Source organism: Reyranella sp. (assembly GCF_004297405.1).
GTDB lineage: Bacteria > Pseudomonadota > Alphaproteobacteria > Reyranellales > Reyranellaceae > Reyranella.
On record NZ_SCVC01000039.1, the window covers coordinates 1 to 20,126 of the forward strand.

Genomic DNA, 20,126 nt, shown 5'->3' on the forward strand with positions numbered 1-20,126 from the left:
CCGTAAACTAGCCGATGCCTTGTGCGGCGAGTTGCGCGTCATGCGAGCAGACCGGCAGTGGGTAGTGCTTGCGGAAGTCGCCGCTCGCATGGGGCTGACAACGGAGGAAGCCCGGGCCGCTGCGAAGGAAGCCGTCGCCGACGTGCGGATCAGAGCGGCAGGCGATCCTATCCACATTGTCTGCCTGATTTGAAGGAAAGTGCAATTGGGGGACCACAAGCAGCGTTTTCTTCGCCGCTTGGCGAGGGGCGTACATGGACCGTTCCGCAGAGACCATTCGAAGCGCCTTGATCGAGTCTTGCAGGGGCTTGGGACTCTTGCCACGGCAGAAGATAGCGGCGGTAGCCAAAGCGCTGTTGCTTCTGCCGCTGAGAGATCTGCGATGGCTGAATGCTCTACGAGTACGAAGCAGTCGTCGGCCAGCGCCCTATCGGCGCATGCAGCATTTGCACGGTGATACCCTTCCAGTACGTGCACTCTGCGCTTTTCAGGATTCTCCGGGAAAAATTCACGCCCGTATAACGCTGGATTGACGCCGGCGACGTCGGCGCTGGGCTTCAATACTGGCCTGGCGACTAGGAACACCGTGGCCCGCAAGCGGCGCGTGTGAATTCGGAAGACAGCAGCCACCACACGACGCCAATCGAGGATCCCATGAGCCAGACCCGTGCCGCGGTCGCCCTGAAAATGACGAGCCTCCGCCAGTACGGCGAAACGTGGTGTTCCACGCGAGGGTCGGGTGCGCCGCCGGCCGCCCTCGTCGCCGCGGCGGTGCTATGGATGGCCTTGCCGGCAAGTGCCGCGAATATCAACGTCGCCAACGAAGCGCAGCTCTCGAACGCGATCAGCAATGCGGGCATCGGTGACACCATCACCTTCAGCGCCAACATTACCCTGACTGCCAACCTGCCGGCCGTGACGAGAAACGTAACCATCAACGGCGCCAGTTTCACCCTGTCGGGCAATAACCAGTATCGCGGTCTGTTCGTGCAGTCCGGTACGGTCGCCGTCAACAATCTCACCATTGCTAACGCCAAGGCGCAGGGCGGCAAAGGAGGAAACGGTCTAAACGGGGGCGGCGGCGGCGGCGGCGCTGGACTTGGTGGTGCACTCTTCGTCGCCACGGGCGCCAATGTGACGGCGACCAATGTCAGGTTGCTGGAAGGCGCGGCGATTGGTGGAGATGGCGGAATCAGCAACAACATTGGTTCCTTCGTCACCAATGGAGGCGGAGGCAGCTATGGACTAATCGCACCCGACGGCAACAACGGCAGCGGGTTACAAAGCGGCGGCGGTGGAATGCCCACCGGCGGTGATGGGTTTTCCCAGCACACTGGAGGCTTCGGTGGATTTGGCGGCGGCGGTGGCGGCGGACATGGCAACCCTGGGCAACTAGGCGGTGGAATCGGCGGCTTCGGCGGCGGTGGCGGAGGCGCGGCCGGTACCTCCATCGCGGGAGGAGGTGGGCTCTTTGGGGGCGCCGGGAAACTCACAAGCGGCGGCGGTGGCGCCGGGCTCGGCGGGGCAGTCTTTGTCCAGGAGGGCGGGACCCTGACTTTGGGGGGCTCCCTCGGTCTTTCCGGAAACAAGGTCGTCGGCGGCGGAAGCAGCGAAGGACAGGCGGGCAGCGCAGCTGGATCGGGTATCTTCCTTCAAGGCAAGGGGACTTTGCTCCTCGCCCCTGATGCTGGGCAGACTCAAACGATCAACGACGCCATCGTCGATCAGCAGGGCGCAGGCGGCGGTGCTGGAAGCTGGTCGCTGGTTAAGGCCGGCGCTGGCACGACCATCTTGACGGCGGTGAATGCCTACACGGGGGACACGACCGTCAAAGGCGGTTTTCTGCGTGTTGCCACCGCCGCCAGCCTGGGTCCCGTGTGGTGGTGGGGGGTCTCGCTGCAAGGCGGGTCGATCGGAACGACCATCGATACGCCCGCGAATACCTTGATCAGCCACAGGATCGACCTGTTCAGCGGCGGCATCGACGTAGCTAAAAATCCACTGATCTGGAGCGGCAACATCACCGGCCTCGGTCAGCTCATCAAAAGCGGCGATGGCGAACTCTTGCTCACTGGAACCAACAGCTACGTCGGCGGCACCAAAGTCACCGGCGGCCGCCTGCGCTTCAACACCGACGCTAATCTGGGCGCAGTCGGTGCGGCTGTGACGCTGAATGGCGGGTCGATCGGAACGACTATCGATACGCCCTCGAACATCTCGATTGTGCGCGGCCTCGACCTGATCAGCTCCGGCGGCATCGACGTGGTGAAGAATCCTTTAACCTGGATCGGCAACATCAGCGGCGCCGGCCAGTTCATCAAGAGCGGCGCCGGTGAACTCCGCCTTACCGGGAGCAACACCTACACCGGCGGCACCCTGGTTACCGGAGGAGTTCTGCGATTCACCAATGCGGCAATCCTCGGCGCAGCCGGCTCGGCAATCACGCTGAACGGTGGGTCGATCGGAACGACCAAGGACACACCCGCGGCAACCGATATGGGTCGCAACATAACCCTAGTCGGCTCCGGCGGCGGCATCGACGTGGCGCTGCATCCAATTGCCTGGACCGGCGACATCAGCGGTAACGGCCAGTTCATCAAGAGCGGCGACGGCGAACTCTGGGTGACCGGAGAGACATCCTACACCGGAGGCACCCTCGTGACGCGCGGAACGCTGCGGGTGGCCTCCGACGACAAGCTCGGCGCATCGGGGACGGGCGTCACCCTGAAGGACAATGGTGCCCTGCGCGCGTCAGAGACCTTCACCAGCCTGCGAAACTTCCAGCTGGAGGGTGGACCGGGTTCCGGCGGTGTGTTCCTCGTCGATAGCGGCAAGACCCTCACCCTGAGCGGGATCGTCGACGGACCGGGCGGCCTTACCAAGGTCGCTGATGGCACCCTCATACTCACGGGTGCCAACAGTTCTCATGGCTGGCTCACGATCAACGGCGGAATGGTGCAAGGCAACACCTCCAGCTTGCGAGGTGCTATCATTTTCGACTTAAACAAGAACAACCCGAGTGCAAGATCGGTCACATTCGACCAAGGTACTGATGGCACCTACGGAAGCCCAATCTCGGGTATCGGCAGTCTCACCAAAAGCGGCGCCGGCAAGCTGATCCTGAATGGCACGAACAACTACAGCGAAGGCACAAACGTCCTCGCCGGCATTCTGCAGGGTACGACCAGTTCCCTGCAGGGCAACATCCTCAACAACGCCACTGTCATCTTCGACCAAACCTCAGACGGCATCTATGCCGGCCACATGGCAGGAAGCGGCGCGCTGATCAAGAACGGCACCGGGAAGGTAAATCTCACCGGGACCAGCAGCGTAGGAGGTGGCACGACGCTCAATAACGGAGGCCTTGCAGTCAACGGCACGCTGAATAGCAACGTCACCGTCAACGGCGGCATTCTGAGCGGTACGGGCGAAATCACCGGCGACATCACCAACCACGGCGGCATCGTCAATCCGGGAAACTCGATCGGCCACATGACGGTCAACGGTAATTTCACCTTCACTAGTGGAACGCTGGCGGTGGAGATCAATCCGCAAGGCGATAGCGACCGGATCAGTGTCATCGGCGCTGACCATAAGGTGATGATCAACGCCGGTCTGCTCCAGATCGTACCGCAGGCCGGCACCTACGTGCCCAACACGACCTACACGATTGTCACGACTGAGGCGGGGGGCACGGTTTGGCTCGGCGACGTGGCCGGCGGCGTCGGCTTCCTGACGCCGAAGGTATCGCTCAATGGCGGGGTGATCTCTGTCTCTCTGGTACTAGCACCGAATGCCTTTAGTTCGGCTGGCCAAACGGTCAACCAGCAGGCGGTCGGCGGCGCGCTGGATGCGATTGCCGCCAGCGGTAATGTTGGCGGTCTTGTCACCGTGATGGCCAACCTGCCGACGGCGCAGGGCGCCTCGGCCTTCCAGGCCCTGAGCGGTCAGCCCTATGCCGACTTCGGCACGCTCAACACGCGTGCCTCGCAGTTGTTCATGAACTCGGTCGGCCGACAGATGGCAACCGAACGCGGGGCGGGTCTCGGTGGGCCGCAGCGGGTTGCGCTGGCAGAGGCGTGCGACGTTGCCTGCGACACCGCCCAGCCCAGCCGCTTCGGCGCCTGGCTCGCTGGTATCGGCAGCACCGGCAGCGTGCTGGGTGACGCCAACGCTTCCGGCTTCACCTACACGATGGGCGGCACCGCCTTCGGTGTCGACTATCGCCTCGATCCCCGCTTCCTTGTCGGCATCGCCGGCGGCTACACCTCGGGCACGCAGTGGGTCAACGGCTTCTCCGGCAACGGATACTCCGACGCCTTCTCCGTCGCGCTCTACGGCTCGTTCACCCAGAACGGTAGCGGACCCGGCTTCTACGCCGATGCCCTGGCGGGCTATGCCAATGCCAGCAACCGCATGCAGCGCGTGATCTCGCTGCCCGGCAATCCCACCGGCATCGCCAACGGCAACACCTCGGCCAACCAGTTCCTCGGCCAGATCGAGACCGGCTACAAGTTTGGCCTCGGCCTCGGCGCCAACACCTCGATCAGCCCGTTCGCGCGCCTGCAGATCGGCTCGATCAATCAGGCGGCCTTCACCGAGTATGGCGGCGGCTTGTTCAACCTCGCGGTCGCCAGCCAGACCACCACCTCGGTCCGCACGACCTTCGGCGTCGACCTCGCCGGCGGCTTCGATATCGGCGGCACTCTGCTCGACCTCGGCCTCCGTCTGGGCTGGATGCACGAGTTCGCCGACACCGCACGGCCGATGACGGCAGCCTTCGCCGCCGCGCCTGTGAGCCAGTTCACCGTGTTCGGTGCCACGCCGCAGCGCGACAGTGCGGTGATCGGCTTCTCCGCCGCCACCGCGCTCAGCGACCGCACCTCCCTCTTCATCTCCTATGACGGCGAGGTCGGCGGCGGCACCGACAACCACTCGCTGCGCGCCGGATTCCGACTCACCTGGTGAGCTTGTTTTCTGCCGGCTGCCCGCCGAAGTAAGGCTTTCGAGGACGACGTTGGAAGCCAAAAGGATCGTGCCGCATGGCGTGGTGTATCTGACGGTTGGTTAGTACGACGATCTCGGGTTAGAGCCGGATCGATCAGGCAGCCATAGCCCCTGGTGTTCAGCTTCGGTGTGAAGCAGACGCAGCAACTTCAGGGATGGGGGCGGCCAGCCTTCAGCCCAAGGCCTTGCCTTCATCGCTGTCGCAGAGCTGTGCTGCGCATTCATCCCAGTCCGCAGTGACGATCAGCATTCTGTCCATCGTATTGGCGTGACCCGCGAAGAAAGACCTAAGCGTCTTCAGGTGGAGTTGCCTCTACACCAACAAGATGTCGCCGACCGCCGCGCATCTGCTCAACACCGACGTCGTGCCCTTCTCCGAAGACCATGGCATGCCGATCAAGACCATGTTGTCGGAGACGATCGTCGCCGACGTGAACCGCCCCGGGTTTATCGGAGGCTCCAACTGCTGGGAGGGCGGAGCCATGACGAGCAAGACAACGAACAAGTTTTCGCCTGAGGCCCGTGGTCGCGCAGTGCGGCTGCGCATGCCAACGGTCCCTACAGGCCGAGGTCATCCATCGGCGCAGGCCTTAACGGTCGTTCGAGGCCGTCGAGTTCGCGACCTTGGAATGGGTGGACTGGTTCAATAATCGCCGGCTGCTGGAGCCCATTGGCAACATCCGGCCGGCCGAGGCTGAGGAGCACTACTACGCCACACTGGACCAACCAGCCATGGCGGCGTGACTCAAACGAAACAGCCTCCGGCGAATCTGTGGGCGGTTCAGCGTTACTACTGCGTTAAACCTTGCGGTTGTATGGTGAAAAATGCAGGCTTCCTGTCACGCGCCAGTGTGCGCATCGCGCAGGAGCAGAGATGAAAGACGTGCTGCTCCCGAAGTTCGGCCTCTCGCTACTGGCCCGCTTCGAGCTTACCGGGCCGGAGGGGCCCGTCGAGCTGCCCAGCAAGAAGCTCGTCGGCCTGCTGGCATATTTGGCCTGCACTGCCCCCTTGCCGCAACCACGGCAAAAACTGGCGACCTTGCTTTGGGGCTCGCATTTCGAGACCCAAGCGCAACAGAACTTGCGCCAAGCCCTGTTCAGGTTGCGCCGGGTGCTGGGCCACAACGCCCTCATGAGCGATGGTGCCGAAGTATGGCTCGCGCCCAGCATGATCGATTGCGACGTGGCACGACTAGAGGCATTGAGTGGCGAAGGAAGTCGCAGTTCACTCGCCGCGGCCGCCGACCTCTACCAAGGTCCGCTACTGGCCGATGTGAATATCGTAGAGGAGGCCTGGGCGGATTGGCTTGGCACAGAGCGACGGCGGTTGGAAGCTCTGGCGCTCGACGCCATGATCAAGCACGCTGGGCAAGCATTGTACTCGGCAAATGCGGAGTCCGCGCTTAGGGTCGCTTATCGTGCAGTCGCACTGAATGCCTTGCGGGAGGATGCACATCGGGTGATCGTACAGGCGCTGGCCGCCACCGGACGTAAGGCCGAAGCGCTCAGGCACTATCAGGACCTCGTCGTGCTACTCAAGCGCGAGCTGGATACGGAACCTGACACGGTGACCCGGTCGCTCGTCGCCGGGCTTCGCACTGACACCGGCCTTGCCAGCGAGGCGATCGACTATGCGGTCGAGGCAGGCAGGCTTGCTTACGCGCGTTGGGCCAACCGCGAGGCTGTCGAGTTCTTTGATCGGGCGCTGGGAACCCTCTCGTCGTTGCCGGAGAACCTGTCCACGCTGGAGCGGGCCTTCGACATCCGGCTTGAACTGCCGCAGGTGCTGATCCAGCTCGGCGAAGTCCGGCGGGCACTGGAGCGTCTACAGGAAGCGAAGACCCTCGCCGAGCGTCTGAACGACGAGCGCCGGCGCTGCAGAGCTTTTAGCTTTATGACCATCGTTCACGCACTGTTCGGTGAGTTGGACAAGGCGCTTCTAACCGGTACACGGGCGCTGGAAATCGCGCAGCGCCTCGGCGACTTGAAACTCCTCGTTCCTGCTACGACCATTCTGCAGCAGGTGCATTTCTACCGCGGCGAGCACGAACGCGTGACGATCCTCGCTACCGAGAATCTGGCTTCGCTGCCTGCTGATTCCCTCACGGAGGATTTCGGGCTCGCTACTCCACCATCCGTCTACGATCGAGGTCGACTGATCATCAGCCTGGCCGAGCTTGGCCGCTTCGCCCAAGTGACCGAGCTAGAAGACCAGGTACTCCGGCTCGCGGCGCAGACACAGCACGCCTACACGGTAGGCTGGGCGCACTTGGCTGCAAGCTGTGTTCATCTACTGAGGGGCGACTGGGCGCGGGCGAGCCCGGGAGTCGAGCATGCGACGTCGGTGCTCAGAGCTGGCAATGTCGTCCCACTGCTTCCCTTCGCGATCAGCCTCTCGGCTTGGAGCTTAGCGCGGCTGGGCAACACCAGCGAGGCTTTAGGTCGGCTACAGGAAGGAGAGCAGCTTCTCGAGCGCCATGCATTTAGCGGACAAACCGGTACTCTCGGATGGTTCTATGCCGGGCTGGGTCGAGCTGCGCTGGTGCTGGGCCGGCTCGAGAACGCACGGCGTTTGGCCACCCGCGCGCTCGAATTCTCACCGCACCAACCCGGATTCGCAGCCCATGCGCTGCACCTCCTCGGCGACGTCGCGACCCACCCTGATCGGTTTGATGCCAAGAGCGGTGAAGCCTACTACCGCCAGGCGCTGACGCTCGCCGAATCGCACGGTATGAGCCCGGTCGTTGCCCACTGCCACCTCGGGCTCGGCAAGCTCTACCGACGCAAGGGCGCGCACAAGCAGGCCAACGAACATCTCACAACCGCGACAACGATGTACCGCGAGATGAGCATGCGGTTCTGGCAAGAGCAGGCCGACGCGGCGACGCGTGAGCCATACGTGATCGTACACATCGAACAGGTGGGGCAACCAGGCAATGCAGAGGCTGCGGCGCTCGAACGCTACCAGGAACTCGATGCAGGGCCCAAGCGCCAGCTGAACAGGAAGTCCGATGTGACAACCGGGCCGCTCGCCTCCGAGTTTAGCAGCACACAACCGTCGGGCAGATCGTTAGCCGTCAGTGAGATCGCGAAATCTACGCCACCTTTGCCGGCGCCCATGCTGGTCGTCGAAAAGCCTTCGCTCGCGGTCCTGCCTTTCCAGAACCTGAGCGGCGATCCGGAGCAGGATTACTTCACTGACGGTGTCACTGAAGACATCGTCACGGCCTTGTCGCGCTTTCACGGACTCGTAGTCATCGCGCGCGGCTCTAGCTTCGCCTTCAAGGGCAAGGGTCTGACTCTTCGGCAGATCGCCGAGCTCCTCGGCGCTCAATATGTCCTGAGCGGCAGCATGCGCAAGGCGGGCAACCGCATCCGCGTCTCGGCTGAACTCACCAATGCTGGGAGCGACGTTCAGGTCTGGTCGGATCGTTACGATCGCGCCCTCGTCGACGTCTTTGATTTGCAGGATGACATCAGCCGAACCGTCGCTGCGGTAGTTGAACCGGCAGTCCGAGATGCCGAAATCGAACGCGCGCGCTGCAAGCCGCCAGCGAGTCTTTCGGCTTACGACCTCTATCTGCAGGCGCTTCCTCATTTATGGGCCGGGACCGGTCGCGATATCACGAAGGCGATAGAGTTACTTCGACAGTCTCTCCGCCTCGACCCGACCCGCACTCCGACGCTCGCGGGGCTGGCCTGGGGGCTCGTCATGGCTGCCCCCCTTGGAGCGGATGCACCGCTGGGAACCAAAATCGAGTCACTTGACCTGGGGCGCCGTGCCGTCGAGCAGGACAGTACCGATGCCTTTGCCCAGGCTGTTTACGGATTCACGCTGTTCGGGCCGGTCGGTGAGAACGATCAGGGACGCATCCACTGCGAGGAAGCGGTGCGCCTCAACCCGAGTTCGGCGTTTGCCTGGGGGGTGCTGGGGATGATCGGCAGTATGGGGGGCGACTACAAGAACGCCATCGAGTGCCTCGACCGGTCGCTCGTTCTAAGTCCCTACGACAACATGCTCCATTTCTGGATGACAGGTTTGACCTCGGCGTGCTTCGCGCTTGGGCGTCACGAAGAGGGTATTGCCTGGGCACGCAAGTCTGTTCAACACAATCCGGGCAATGGGACGGGCCATCGAATGCTGGCGGCGAATCTGGCGGTTGCCGGTCGTCTGGAGGAAGCCCGCGACATCACCCGCAATCGTGATGCCGTGCAAAAGACAACGATACGGGAGCTTCGCGCCATGCGCTTCTTCAAGCAGGACGAGGTCCTCGAGCGTTACCTGTCAGCCCAGCGAATGGTCGGCGTTGCCGAATAGACAAGGCGCGTATTGCGCGTCATCCAATCGGTCACTGCGGATGATCCCGGGATCTTTGAAATCGGACGACATCTACCATGCACCCCTACAGCATCCAGAACCCCGTCTTTCTCGTCTACATGATTGCTGCTGCAATCATGGTCTTGAAGCTCATGGGGCAGGGCTGGATGACGGTCTATCGCATGATCAAGAGTGAATCTGGATTGCTGAATCCTGAAGATCTCATACCCGGCCCCGCGAATCGCAATCCGCATGCGCAGCAACTCCAGATCGATGAGTATGTCGATCGGTCACGCCGGATTCATCGGAACGATCTGGAGGCCATTCCGGCCTTTCTGGTGGCCGGTCTGCTGTTTGTGGCCGTTCGGCCATCGCTGCTGCTTGCCGGCCTATTGATGGGGGCTTTCGTGGTCGCGCGCCTGTTGCATACGGCCGCTTATCTGTCGAAACAGCGCCACGAAATCCGGGCTGTTCCTTTCACGATCGGGTCGTTGATCGTGATCTATATGGGCATTCATGTGTTGATCGTGGCGATGTCGCTGCTTTAGCGGCAGGAAGATGGCCGCGAGTTCTCTCTTTTGACCACTCCGGCACGCCAGGAGAGATTCGAACAGCAGGTCACACTCAAGCTAGTTGAGCGGCGAGCGCTCTTGATCAGGAGCGATTGCCCGTTGAGCTCCAGCCGCAAGGCACAACCCGCCCATCTAACAGCCGGAGGCGGCTCATTGCTTCGCAGTCTTCATCTGCTCAGTTAGCACTCGCTGCTGACGATACCCTTGTTCTGCCAGGACACTAGGCGTGGCTGGTTCTCTACGAGGACCTGCCTCTCTCGGCCAACGTCGTACTTGCTAACAGCCAGTATACCGGCCTGCAGCTCTCCGGCAGCACGACCTTCCAGTATCAGATCAACGATCTGCTGGCGGTCTATGCCATCGGCAATGCGCAACGGTACCAGACGCAGCAGACGACGTGGCTGAACTACACCCTATGGGGCATCGGGGGCGGGCTGGCCTTCCGCTTTGCCGATCCGGTGTTCAGGTCGCAGATGGCGTGGGGCATCAACCTGTCGGTCAACCAGCAATGGTGGACCTATGACGCGGCCGACCCGATAATAGATCCCAGCACGATCCGCACCCAGAGCGACACGATCATCAACTTGGTGTTGACCGTGCCGTTCGACGAGCGCACCACCTTCAGCGTCTCAGCCGGCCGATTCAACCGTGCCTCGTCGCTGCCCAATTATGCGTTTTCATGGCCACGCAGAAAGAGCGTCGCGGTGTCTCACGTCGATGACTTTGCCCGTTCAATCGACTCTCTTCACCGGCGGCGGCGCCCAGGAACCGTTCGTCGCCTCGGTCTTAGGCCAGTAGAGACGCAGATTCATTGTGAAAGATCCGCTCTTCGGAGCGGGCAGCCAATTTGCTTCCTTGTCCTTGCCCGGGGATCCGCTCTGTATGTAAAGGTCGAGCGAACCGTCGGCATTGAAGGCGAGCTTGTCGCGGTTGCCGATGGCATAGCGGTTAATTGGATTGGCGGTGAAGAGCTGGCGCTCGTCATACATCGTCAATGACCAGAAACCGCGGACCGGCGGCGTCTGGTCCTTGGCGAAGTGCAAAATATAATGTTTGTCGCTGCTGAATGGCTTGCCATCGGCGTCGGCGAAGGCTGTCGGATAGAGCGCGTCCTCTATGACGTTCGCGCCATACCCTCCATAGGCGACTCCCGCCCGATGCAGATAGTCGGTCCCGTACGTGCCGATGGCCGTGACATTGGTTCGCCATCCATTCACGAGCACGCCGGCTTCGCTCCAGGCACTTTTGATCTGAGGAAGTGCCTGGGCCGGAGCGGCGTTCAGCGCGTCCTGGATGTCCTTCGGCGCTGACGCGAGATCGAAGCTCTTGCCGAGCTCGATGCCGATCCGCCTGATCCGGTCGAGGATCGGATTGTCGTTGGCGTGTGGCGGATTGTCCTTCATCAACTCGGCGAATTTGGCGAAGAATGCTGCCGCATCCATTCTGTCGATCTGGTCGGGTGGCGCGCTCATGTCCTGGTTCGGATTCACCGTGCCTTTTGGCGGCGTATAGGGCTTGCCGTAGCCGTTTAACGGCACGGCTTTCATTCCGTCCTGGAACTTGCGCACAGATTCATAATCAGACTTGCCGTTGGTCTGCGTGCGCCCGATCAGCAGCCCCAATCCAGTCGGGGATCTATACTCGGTCACGCCCGCGGGCAAAGTGCCCTGCCAGTTTGGACCTACAATCGCAAATGTCTGTGCGCCGTTGCCGGTGGTGCGAGTGCCGGGCACCGTGAAGATATCGCTCCACATATCCAGGAATGGCAGCAGATAGTAGCGATCGCCGGACGCGGGAACGCTGATGATGAGAGGTTCCTTGGTAACATCGTAGCCCAAGGAGGAGTACAAAGTGTCAGCGTTCGGCCGAACGACGATCGTGAAGGAAGCGTCAGGGAACTGCCGCATGTGGCCGAATTGATTGAGCGGCGCACTAGTTCCGATTGGTTCCGCGACGTTCTTGCCGACATCAAAAGTCACGCCGGATAGGACCAGCGGATAGGCGTAGATGAAGGCGTCGCGCGCGATTTCCCGCGCCTCCGCAGTGGACACCGCTGCCTGCTGGGCGGACGCTTCCGGAGCCCACAGCATCATCCCAGCGCATACCGCCGACAGCATTGCGTTTCTCAATATTCTCTCCACTAAGATCGATCGAAAGAGGGCAGACCGTGCAAAGCCCGAGTCCAGTGAAGCCTCGTCTGCTTAGTTCACCTTCCGGAAAGGTGGCGGCGACCATGTACCATCGAGCACCTCTGGTCGTGGGGAGTAGATGCGCATGGTCGGCTGGAACACATCGCTGGGGGCTGGTAGCCAGTTGGCCTCCTTGTCCTTTCCGGGAGACATTGCCTGAACGTAGATGTCCACCGAGCCATCGGTATTGGTGATTAGTTTGTCGTAACTTCCTATGGCGAACCGATTGAGTTCGTTGGGGACTTGGAAGCCATTTTTGTCGTACATGGTGATCGACCAGAAGGCGTTTGCTGGTGGCAACTCCCCCTTGGCAAAGTGCAATAGGTACTTGTTAGCGCCAGTTAACGGCGTGCCGTCCCCATCTACGAAAGCCGTGGGGTAGATGGCGTCTTCCGGAAGGTTGGCCCCGAGACCGCCCAGGGTGACGATTGCACGCTGGCGGTAGGAAGTACCGTAAGTGCCGATGTTATCGCGACCGATGTTCCAACCGTTGACGATGTAGCCATTCGTCTTCATCGCTTCAGGAAGGTAGGCTTGCGTGTCCTTGGCGGCTTTATTGATGATTGCAGCCATGTCGGGACTGGGGTTGAACGGCTTACCGGCTACAATGCCAATCTGTTCGAGGCGAAAGATCATCGGGTAGTCGTTCGGATGAGGTGGGTATTTGCTCATCAACTTGGCTAGGTGCGTCAGCATGGCGACGCCGTCCAGCTTGTTCACCTGAATAAGTGGAGGTGCCTTGTTGTCAACCGAAGGATCGACGGTGGTCCCGGTTGGTGATTTGTAATTGGTCCCCCAAGCAGATAACGGCGTCAGCTTGTAGCCGTCTTGAACCTTATGAACGTTGTCGTAGTCGGCAGGCCCATCAGTCTTGGTGCGCCCTATGATCCAAACTGAAGACGTGGGCGCGTCAATCCGCCTAACGCCCTCTGGAAGCGTTCCGCTCCAGCCGGGTGCCACGACAGCATAGTTGCCAGCTTCGTTACCAGTGGTTCGGCTGCCAACCACGGAGAACACATCCGTCCACATGTCCAGCATCGGCAAGAGGTAGTAGCGACCGTTAGTATTGGGCGTGGAAACAATGATCGGTTCCTTGGAAAGGTCGAGCCAGGCAAAGGAATAAAGCGTGTCGAAATTGAATCGCACGACGTCTTTTTCGTCGGCCTTGGGATAAGTCCGCGCGTGCGCGAACTGATTGACTGGCGCGCGCATACTGATCGTCTGTGTGTCCGGAACGTTCGTCGCCTGGCGCATGGTCACGTCCATGCTGACGATCGGGAAGGCGTAGAGATAGGCATCCCTCGCGATTGCGTAGGTTTCTTCGGATGTCAGTGCGTTTTGCGCAGTCTGAGCATCCGCAACTCCCTGAAGGCCAACGAAGGCTCCAAGAACGAGCAACGCCTTCCGGCAAAAATCTGTCGTACTGGACTGAATCATCCTCTTGCGCCTTCTATTTCTATTGGGTTGCGATCCCATGCCCGCCGTCCTCAGTCTTGTCGCAGAGGTGCCGAGCACCATGTGGCCTTGAAAGGCGCCTGCCTGATAGTAGCGCTACGCTCCTTGGAAGTGCCTCTGGAAGAGGCCAAAGCTTTCTTGATCGTGCGCTTCTGGTATAAACGCGAAGAAAGAGCTTATTTGTCCGAAATCGGACAAAGGCAGGTTTTTTTGTGATGCAGATCAGCAGGGCCGAAGCCGAACGGGTCATGAGTGAGCGCGGCTGGCTCGCGCTGGTGCCGGAAGGATACCGGGACGAGGTGCTGCGGCGCTCGACCTTGCTGCACTTCGCTCCGGGACAAGCGGTGTTTCACCTCGGCGATCCGATGGGTGGAATCTACGGACTCGTCGCCGGCAGCGTCAGTGTAGGCATTGCTCCCGCTGGCTCCACCCCTCGACTCGTCCTTCTAGGAGTTCCTGGTCATTGGACCGGCGAAGCCTGCTTCCTCACCCGAAAGCCACGCCGCGGCGAGCTCAGGGCCGTTGTGGAAACGACGATGCTGCATCTTCCTCTAGATGCCATGGACCAGATGGCCGCACGGGATCCGGGTGTCGTGCATCACGTCGCACTGATCCTGATGATGAGCGTCGAATTCCTTTTCCGAGTGATCCACGATCTGCAATTGCCTGAGGCGGATAGGCGGATCGCCTCGGTTCTTCAGCGCACAACCTCGATCGGCGACGTCTCAGTCCCGCTAACGCAGAGCGAGGTGGGGACTATGGCCAACGCCTCGCGCAAGCAGGTGAATGCGGCGCTGAAACGTTTCTCGGAGGCCGGATGGGTGACGAACACCTATCGTTCCATCAACATCACCGACCCGGGAGCGCTACGCCGCTTCGCCGAGCGAGATGGCACCGATTGAGCGTGCGTCCCAGCGTCGACTGAGCACGAAGTCCAGCGCCCGTTACATACTATAGAAAATGGCCCCGCAGCCGCGATTGGGCTGATCTGGGTGCATGGATATGCGCACCCTGGTTGGCGAGAACGTCAAGCGCCTGCGCCAACGGCAGGGGGTGACCCAGGGGCAGTTCGCCGAGCGATCGGGATTCAGTCAGCAATATCTGAGCGATCTCGAGCGCGGCAAACGCAATCCGACGATCGTGAGCCCCTATGAAATCGCTCAAGCGCTCGGGGTATCACATATGGACCTGGTGCAGCCGCCAACACGAAAACACTCAAAACCCGTCGATAGGTTGCCTGCTCAAATCGGCAGGAGCCAAATGAGCGAGGTGGTCGCGGGGGCATCAATTCATTACAATTGATGTTTCGGTTGTCCTTACCGAATACTGCATCCGCACTGGCGTGACTGGCGAGATCAGGTAGGCTGATCCTCGATGATCGCGTTCCTGAGTCTGCTTCTCCACGTCGTGGTCTCGCTACGGCATCAGCTGAACGTGCTGTGACGGCGCGTTCCCTCGAACCCGAAGTCGGCGGTCGCCGACCCGACTGCTCTTCGTCTGGCTGTATCGCCTGTTCCGTCGGTCTTGAACGCCGCCACGATTATTCAACCGGCGACCATCATCCGATGGCATCGGGCCGGCTTCCGCCTGTACTGGCGCTGGAAGTCGCTCTCGCGTGGTGGTCGGCCTAGGATTCGGCTGGAGGTCCGGCGCCTGATCCGCGAGATGAGCCTGGCCAACCGGCTATGGGGGCGCCGCGCATTCATGGTGAACTGCTGAAACTCGGGATCGAAATCGCACAATCGACAGTCGCCAAGTATATGGCGAAGAGTGGGCGAGGGCGGTCGCAGACCCTGGAAGCTTTCCTCCGCAATCATTCGGCCGGCATCGGCGCCATGGACTTGCTGATCGTGCCGACGGTCGGTTTCAAGCTGCTGTTCACCCTCGTCGTGCTCAGTCACCAACGACGGCGACTGATATCGCTGAGTGTAACGACCCATTCCACGGCGGAATGGATCACCCATCAGATCACGGATGCCTTTCCGTGGGACGAAGCGCCAACCCACATGATCCGGGATCGTGACGGATGCTACGGTCGTGCCGTCACGAAGCGTCTTGCAGCCATGGGAATACGGGATCATCCGATCGCCCCGAGGTCACCCTGGCAGAACGGGCATGCGGAGAGACTGATCGGTTCGATCCGCCGAGATTGCCTCGATCATACCATTATCATAGGCGAGGCCCACCTGCGCCGGATCCTTGCGGCTTACACCGCTTATTGCAACGAATGCCGAACACATCTGTTATTGGACAAGGATCCGCCAGATCGTCGGCCGATCCAACGGCTCGGCCAGCTCGTTACTCAGCCGATTCTCGGCGGACTTCATAATCAGTATTGTCGGATCTAGTTTCTGGCGGGCACAAGGGGTGCGAGGTCAAGGCAGCCGGCGGGCGGCACCCCCGAAGCCGCTTGCCTGGTTCATTTTAGCTTGATCCAGAAGCCAGTCGTGAAAGGCTCGGACAGCTTGCCGACGCAATGCTCTATCCGTCGCAACTGCATAATACCCTATCGGATCGGCCAGCGCCGTTCCGGCATGAGATGGTGAAGGGGCTCCCGCTCCCCAAGTGCTGCTCGACCGGAGCCTTCCGGACCAGCGCACGGCACCTCAGAGTCCTCTCCAACAAGACTCCGCACCTGGCGATGAACCTCGGCTGTCGCGTCAATGAGGCTCGGCGGAGATCAGCACGAACGCCACGCGCGCAGGTCTGGTCGAGCGATTCGACCAAGCATGGTTAGTGCCGCGTTGGATGAGCACGTCGCCTTGTTTCATCATGGTTTCGCCAACATCCATGAGCGCCCAGATCTCACCGTCGAGCACGATGGCAAAGTCGACCGAATCGGTCTTGTGGAAGCCGGGATGACGTTGATGGCCGTGACTGATCGTTTCCGGATTGCCATAGGCCTTGAACACCTCCTGCTGGGCCGTGTAGTTGCGCTCCTTGTCCGGCGGAAACTCCATGACGCGGAGGGTGATCCCACCCTCGGGCGGCACCAGCGTGATCTTGGCGTCGGCCGGCGCGGTGTCGGCGCTGCCGGCATTGCTGGCGGGCATCGACATCACGCGCCAGAGATTGAACATCCCGACATTCGGTGCATGGTCGGGCTGAATCAGGTTCGGCGCCGGGCCGTCTTCCAGGAAGATCGAGCGGCCGTCGGCGTCGTGGCCGGTGACGATGCGGCGGGGGCGGCGCAGCACAGGCTTGTCCATTGGCAAATCCTTTCGAGGGGTTGTCGTCGAGACTAGAGGCCGAGGAAGGCCTTCTTTACTGCGGGATCACGGAGGAGGTCGGCGGCTGTTCCGGAGAGCACGATGCTGCCGTTCTCCAGCACATAGGCACGATCGGCGGCGCTGAGCGCCATCTCGGCATTCTGTTCGGCGATGAGCACGGAAACGCCCTGAGTCCGGACCTTGCTGATGAACTGGCCGATCTGCTGCACCACGATGGGAGCAAGGCCGAGCGTCGGCTCGTCGAGCATCAGGAACCTCGGGCCCGCCATCATCGCGCGCGCGATGGCGAGCATCTGCTGCTCGCCGCCCGAAAGGGTGCCGGCATGCTGGCGGCGGCGCTCGGCGAGGCGGGGGAAGAGATCGAACATAGCGTCGGCGCGCTGGGTTGCTTCCGTAGTGTCGCGGCCGAGATAGCCGAGGTCGAGATTCTCCTGCACCGTCAGGTCCGGGAAGACATGGCGGCCTTCCGGAGACAGGGCGAAGCCTCGGGCGATCCGCTCGCGGGTGGTGCGTGTGCGCAGATCGGCATCGCCGAGAGCCAGCTTGTCTGCTCGATGCGGTACCAGCGCCATCAGCGCCTTGAGCAGGGAGGATTTGCCAGCGCCATTGGCGCCGATCAGCGCCACGACCTCACCGGAACCGATGGTGAAACTCGCCTCGCGCAGCGCCGGAACCGTGCCATAGGAGACGCCGAGGGCCTGGACGGTGAGGGTCATGGTGTCACCACCGTCGGCTCTGCCGCTCCAAAATAGGCCTGAATGACTCCGGTGTCGCCGCGCACCGCCTCGGGCGTGCCTTCGGCGATTTTGGCGCCATGATGCAGCACCACGATGCGGTCGCAGAGTGCCATCATCATCTTGAGATTGTGGTCTACGACCATGATCGTGAGACCGGCCCGCCGCAGGTCGCCCAGCACCTTGGCAAGCTGTGCCGCTTCCACTTGATTGAGGCCTGCGGCGGGTTCGTCGAGCAGCAGGATCTTGGGTTGCGCCGCCAGTGCCATGGCGATGGCCAGCAGCTTCTGGTCACCATAAGGCAGGTCGCTCGCCAGCTCGTCGGCACGTTTCTGGAGACCCATGGCGCCCAGGCAGGCTTCGGCGCGCAGGCGCCGGTCATGTTCGCGGCGCCAACAACCCGGCAGCCGCAGCAGGGCCGACAGGAAGGGTTCGCGAGCGGCACGATGAGTGGCCGTCAGTGCATTCTCGTAAACCGTGAGCGTGGGGCAGACGGCGGCCTGCTGGAAGCTGCGCACCATGCCGTGATCGGCGATGCGATGGGGGGCGAGGCCGTTCACGGATTGGCCGAGGCACAGCACGTCGCCGGCATCCGGCTTGGCGAAACCGCTCAGGAGATTAAAGCAGGTCGTCTTGCCGGCGCCGTTCGGTCCAATCAGACCGACCAGCTCGCCGGCCCGTACGGTGAAGGAGACATCGTCGGTGGCCTTGAGGCCGGAGAAGGCCTTGCGCAGGCCGCGCACCGTGAGCACATCGGTGCCGGTTGCCGGCAGGTCGGGCCTCAGGAGCGCGGGCAGCGTATGCTGGCCGAACGTCGGCGCTCTGGTGTTGCGCCGGAAACCCGGCAGCAACGAGACGATGCCGCCCGGCATCAGCCGTACCACCAGCAGCAGGATGACGGCGAAGATCGCGAGCCGGGCCGCATCGACGAAGCGCAGCGACTCGGGCAGCACGGCGAAGGCGAAGCCGCCGAGCAGCGGTCCGAACAGGCTCGCCTTACCTCCCATGATGGTGGCTAGCAGACCGGTGGCGGAGTAGCCGACGCCCAGCAGATCGGGTGTAACGACGAAGATCTTCGGCACCAGCAGCGCGCCGGCAAGCGCGGCAATGCCGCCCGAGATCGCAACGTTCGCGACGCGGGCCCGCACGGTGGGAATGCCGAGCGATTCGGCGAGGTCCGGCGCTTCGCGCACGGCAACCCAGGCACGCCCGAGCGGGCTTCGTTGCAGGTTGCGCAATCCCACTAGCAGCAGGGTCACGACGATGATCAACAGAAAGAGATAGCTCTGCTGCTGACCCCAGCCGAACAGCGTCTGCCACGGCAGTGGTGGCGAAGTCACCAGAACCCCCATCGGTCCGCGCGTGAGATCGATCCAATTGGCGGCGACCAGGCGCAGGATCTCGGCGGTCGTGAGGGTCGCGATGGCAAAGTAAGCGCCGCCCAGTCTTGCCGCGGCAAAGCCGACCAGCACACCCAGGGCAGCACCCGGCAGAGGAGCCAGGAACGCCATGAGCCAGAAGTTGAAGCCGAACTTGGTGCTCATCAGGCCGGCGGCATAGGCGCCGAGGCCAAAGAAGGCGGCATGGCCGAAGGTGACGTAGCCCATCTGGCCGAGGGTCACGCCAAGACCGAGCGCGAACATGCCGAGTACGAGCGCATAGGCGAGGAGGCCAGCGACATAGGGTGAGTCGATCAGGAAGGCGGCGAGAAAGGCGACGAGAAGACCGCCTGCCAGCCACACCGATGTGCGGCTCATCGCGCCTTCTTTCCGGCGAGGCCATAGGGCCGCACCAACAGCACAGCCAGCAGCAGCGAGTAGATCACGGCGGTGGCAGTGCCTTCGCTGGTCACCAGGCCCAGCATCGATTCGAGCAGGCCGATCAACAGGCCACAGACCACGGCGCCCACGATGCTGCCCATGCCGCCGATCACGACCACGACGAAGGCCTTGATGATCACGACCTGGCCCATCAGCGACGAATAGAGGATGACCGGTGACAGCAACCCGCCGCCCACCGCGGCGATGACTGCGGCAATGACGAAGGTGCGCAGGTTGACACGATCGACCTCGATGCCGACCACGCGCGACGCGAACTGGCTTTGCGCCACGGCGCGCAGCTCGGTGCCGAAGCGCGTTCGCTTCAGGCACCATTCCAGCGCCAGCAGGAAGGCGAGGCCGATGGCGAGCACGAACAGTCGCTGATTGGTCAGCACCACGGGGCCGATCTCGATTGCGCCGGGCAGCCCGTCGATGCGGGCCGGCGCCGGTCCCCACAGCACGACCACGGCCTGATGAATGAGAATGCTGACGGCGAAAGTTGCGAGCAGCACGTCGGCGCTGCCATCGCGCCGCTGTAGGAGCGGCTGAACGGCGAGACGATTGATGCCGAGGCCCAGGATCGCGCCGGCGATACCGGCGATCGGCAGGGCGAGCAGATAGGGCACGCCCAGCAGCGAGGTCACGATCAAGGTGACCAGGCCGCCGATCATGAAGGTCTCGCCATGGGCGAAGTTGATCACGTGCAGGACACCGAAGATCAGCGACAGGCCGAGCGCCACCAACGCATAGCCCATGCCGACAGAGAGACCGTTGGCGACCTGCTGGAAGACGATCTCCATG

The 20,126-nt window shown here is 62.0% G+C and carries 13 protein-coding genes and 2 pseudogenes; 8 read left to right on the forward strand and 7 right to left on the reverse strand.

Going from position 1 to position 20,126, the window contains the following annotated elements:
• The 5 genes and pseudogenes from EPO50_RS24590 to EPO50_RS24610 all read left to right on the forward strand — a co-directional run.
• Positions 1–193: hypothetical protein (locus EPO50_RS24590; RefSeq protein WP_296348488.1), on the forward strand; the 193-nt coding region annotated here is incomplete at its 5' end.
• A gap of 461 nt (positions 194–654) precedes the next feature.
• A complete protein-coding gene (locus tag EPO50_RS24595) occupies positions 655–4,968 on the forward strand; it encodes an autotransporter domain-containing protein (protein ID WP_296348490.1) in 4,314 nt (1,437 codons plus the stop codon).
• Between the two features lie 600 nt (positions 4,969–5,568).
• A pseudogene (locus tag EPO50_RS24600) lies at positions 5,569–5,751 on the forward strand (IS3 family transposase); the annotation flags it as partial.
• 130 nt (positions 5,752–5,881) lie between these two features.
• A complete protein-coding gene (locus EPO50_RS24605; protein WP_296348492.1) occupies positions 5,882–9,325 on the forward strand; it encodes a BTAD domain-containing putative transcriptional regulator in 3,444 nt (1,147 codons plus the stop codon).
• A gap of 77 nt (positions 9,326–9,402) precedes the next feature.
• Positions 9,403–9,873 (forward strand): MAPEG family protein, encoded by a 471-nt coding sequence (locus EPO50_RS24610; protein ID WP_296348494.1) that lies wholly within the window; start codon positions 9,403–9,405, stop codon positions 9,871–9,873.
• A 541-nt stretch (positions 9,874–10,414) separates the two neighbouring features.
• Here the strand turns inward: EPO50_RS24610 and EPO50_RS24615 are convergent.
• From EPO50_RS24615 to EPO50_RS24625, 3 genes are all read right to left on the reverse strand, one after another.
• A complete protein-coding gene (locus EPO50_RS24615) occupies positions 10,415–10,543 on the reverse strand; it encodes a hypothetical protein (RefSeq protein WP_296348495.1) in 129 nt (42 codons plus the stop codon).
• 85 nt (positions 10,544–10,628) lie between these two features.
• Entirely contained in the window at positions 10,629–12,014 is a 1,386-nt protein-coding gene (locus EPO50_RS24620) for a DUF1254 domain-containing protein (RefSeq protein ID WP_296348497.1), read from the reverse strand.
• An 84-nt stretch (positions 12,015–12,098) separates the two neighbouring features.
• A complete protein-coding gene (locus EPO50_RS24625; protein ID WP_296348498.1) occupies positions 12,099–13,523 on the reverse strand; it encodes a DUF1254 domain-containing protein in 1,425 nt (474 codons plus the stop codon).
• Between the two features lie 233 nt (positions 13,524–13,756).
• Between EPO50_RS24625 and EPO50_RS24630 the strand changes: the two genes are divergently transcribed.
• The 3 genes and pseudogenes from EPO50_RS24630 to EPO50_RS24640 all read left to right on the forward strand — a co-directional run bounded on the left by EPO50_RS24630 (position 13,757) and on the right by EPO50_RS24640 (position 15,889).
• Complete coding sequence (locus tag EPO50_RS24630; protein ID WP_296348500.1) at positions 13,757–14,443, forward strand: Crp/Fnr family transcriptional regulator; 687 nt, start codon at positions 13,757–13,759, stop codon at positions 14,441–14,443.
• Between the two features lie 94 nt (positions 14,444–14,537).
• Positions 14,538–14,741: pseudogene (locus tag EPO50_RS24635) on the forward strand (helix-turn-helix transcriptional regulator); the annotation flags it as partial.
• Positions 14,742–15,226: 485 nt separating this feature from the next.
• Complete coding sequence (locus tag EPO50_RS24640; RefSeq protein ID WP_296348502.1) at positions 15,227–15,889, forward strand: integrase core domain-containing protein; 663 nt, start codon at positions 15,227–15,229, stop codon at positions 15,887–15,889.
• A gap of 312 nt (positions 15,890–16,201) precedes the next feature.
• Here the strand turns inward: EPO50_RS24640 and EPO50_RS24645 are convergent, their stop codons facing one another.
• The 4 genes from EPO50_RS24645 to EPO50_RS24660 are packed head-to-tail and all read right to left on the reverse strand — an operon-like array spanning position 16,202 to position 20,125.
• Positions 16,202–16,750: a cupin domain-containing protein gene (locus EPO50_RS24645; RefSeq protein WP_296348504.1), complete on the reverse strand. Its 549-nt coding sequence runs from the start codon at positions 16,748–16,750 to the stop codon at positions 16,202–16,204.
• A gap of 32 nt (positions 16,751–16,782) precedes the next feature.
• Entirely contained in the window at positions 16,783–17,487 is a 705-nt protein-coding gene (locus EPO50_RS24650; protein WP_296348506.1) for an ABC transporter ATP-binding protein, read from the reverse strand.
• Positions 17,484–19,262, reverse strand: a complete 1,779-nt coding sequence (locus tag EPO50_RS24655) for a branched-chain amino acid ABC transporter ATP-binding protein/permease (RefSeq protein WP_296348508.1) — start codon at positions 19,260–19,262, stop codon at positions 17,484–17,486. Before EPO50_RS24655 ends, EPO50_RS24650 begins: the two co-directional genes overlap by 4 nt.
• Positions 19,259–20,125 carry a branched-chain amino acid ABC transporter permease gene (locus EPO50_RS24660; RefSeq protein WP_296348510.1) on the reverse strand — a complete coding sequence of 289 codons (867 nt, stop codon included), beginning with the start codon at positions 20,123–20,125 and terminating at the stop codon, positions 19,259–19,261. Before EPO50_RS24660 ends, EPO50_RS24655 begins: the two co-directional genes overlap by 4 nt.
• Position 20,126 lies beyond the last annotated feature (1 nt).

Bases quoted from the DNA above. Each gene is read 5' to 3' on its own strand.
- EPO50_RS24595 (WP_296348490.1), top strand. From the start codon at position 655: ATGAGCCAGACCCGTGCCGCGGTCGCCCTGAAAATGACGAGCCTCCGC.
- EPO50_RS24605 (WP_296348492.1), top strand. From the start codon at position 5,882: ATGAAAGACGTGCTGCTCCCGAAGTTCGGCCTCTCGCTACTGGCCCGC.
- EPO50_RS24610 (WP_296348494.1), top strand. From the start codon at position 9,403: ATGCACCCCTACAGCATCCAGAACCCCGTCTTTCTCGTCTACATGATT.
- EPO50_RS24620 (WP_296348497.1), bottom strand. From the start codon at position 12,014: ATGCTGTCGGCGGTATGCGCTGGGATGATGCTGTGGGCTCCGGAAGCG.
- EPO50_RS24625 (WP_296348498.1), bottom strand. From the start codon at position 13,523: ATGATTCAGTCCAGTACGACAGATTTTTGCCGGAAGGCGTTGCTCGTT.
- EPO50_RS24630 (WP_296348500.1), top strand. From the start codon at position 13,757: ATGCAGATCAGCAGGGCCGAAGCCGAACGGGTCATGAGTGAGCGCGGC.
- EPO50_RS24640 (WP_296348502.1), top strand. From the start codon at position 15,227: ATGGGGGCGCCGCGCATTCATGGTGAACTGCTGAAACTCGGGATCGAA.
- EPO50_RS24645 (WP_296348504.1), bottom strand. From the start codon at position 16,750: ATGGACAAGCCTGTGCTGCGCCGCCCCCGCCGCATCGTCACCGGCCAC.
- EPO50_RS24650 (WP_296348506.1), bottom strand. From the start codon at position 17,487: ATGACCCTCACCGTCCAGGCCCTCGGCGTCTCCTATGGCACGGTTCCG.
- EPO50_RS24655 (WP_296348508.1), bottom strand. From the start codon at position 19,262: ATGAGCCGCACATCGGTGTGGCTGGCAGGCGGTCTTCTCGTCGCCTTT.
- EPO50_RS24660 (WP_296348510.1), bottom strand. From the start codon at position 20,125: ATGGAGATCGTCTTCCAGCAGGTCGCCAACGGTCTCTCTGTCGGCATG.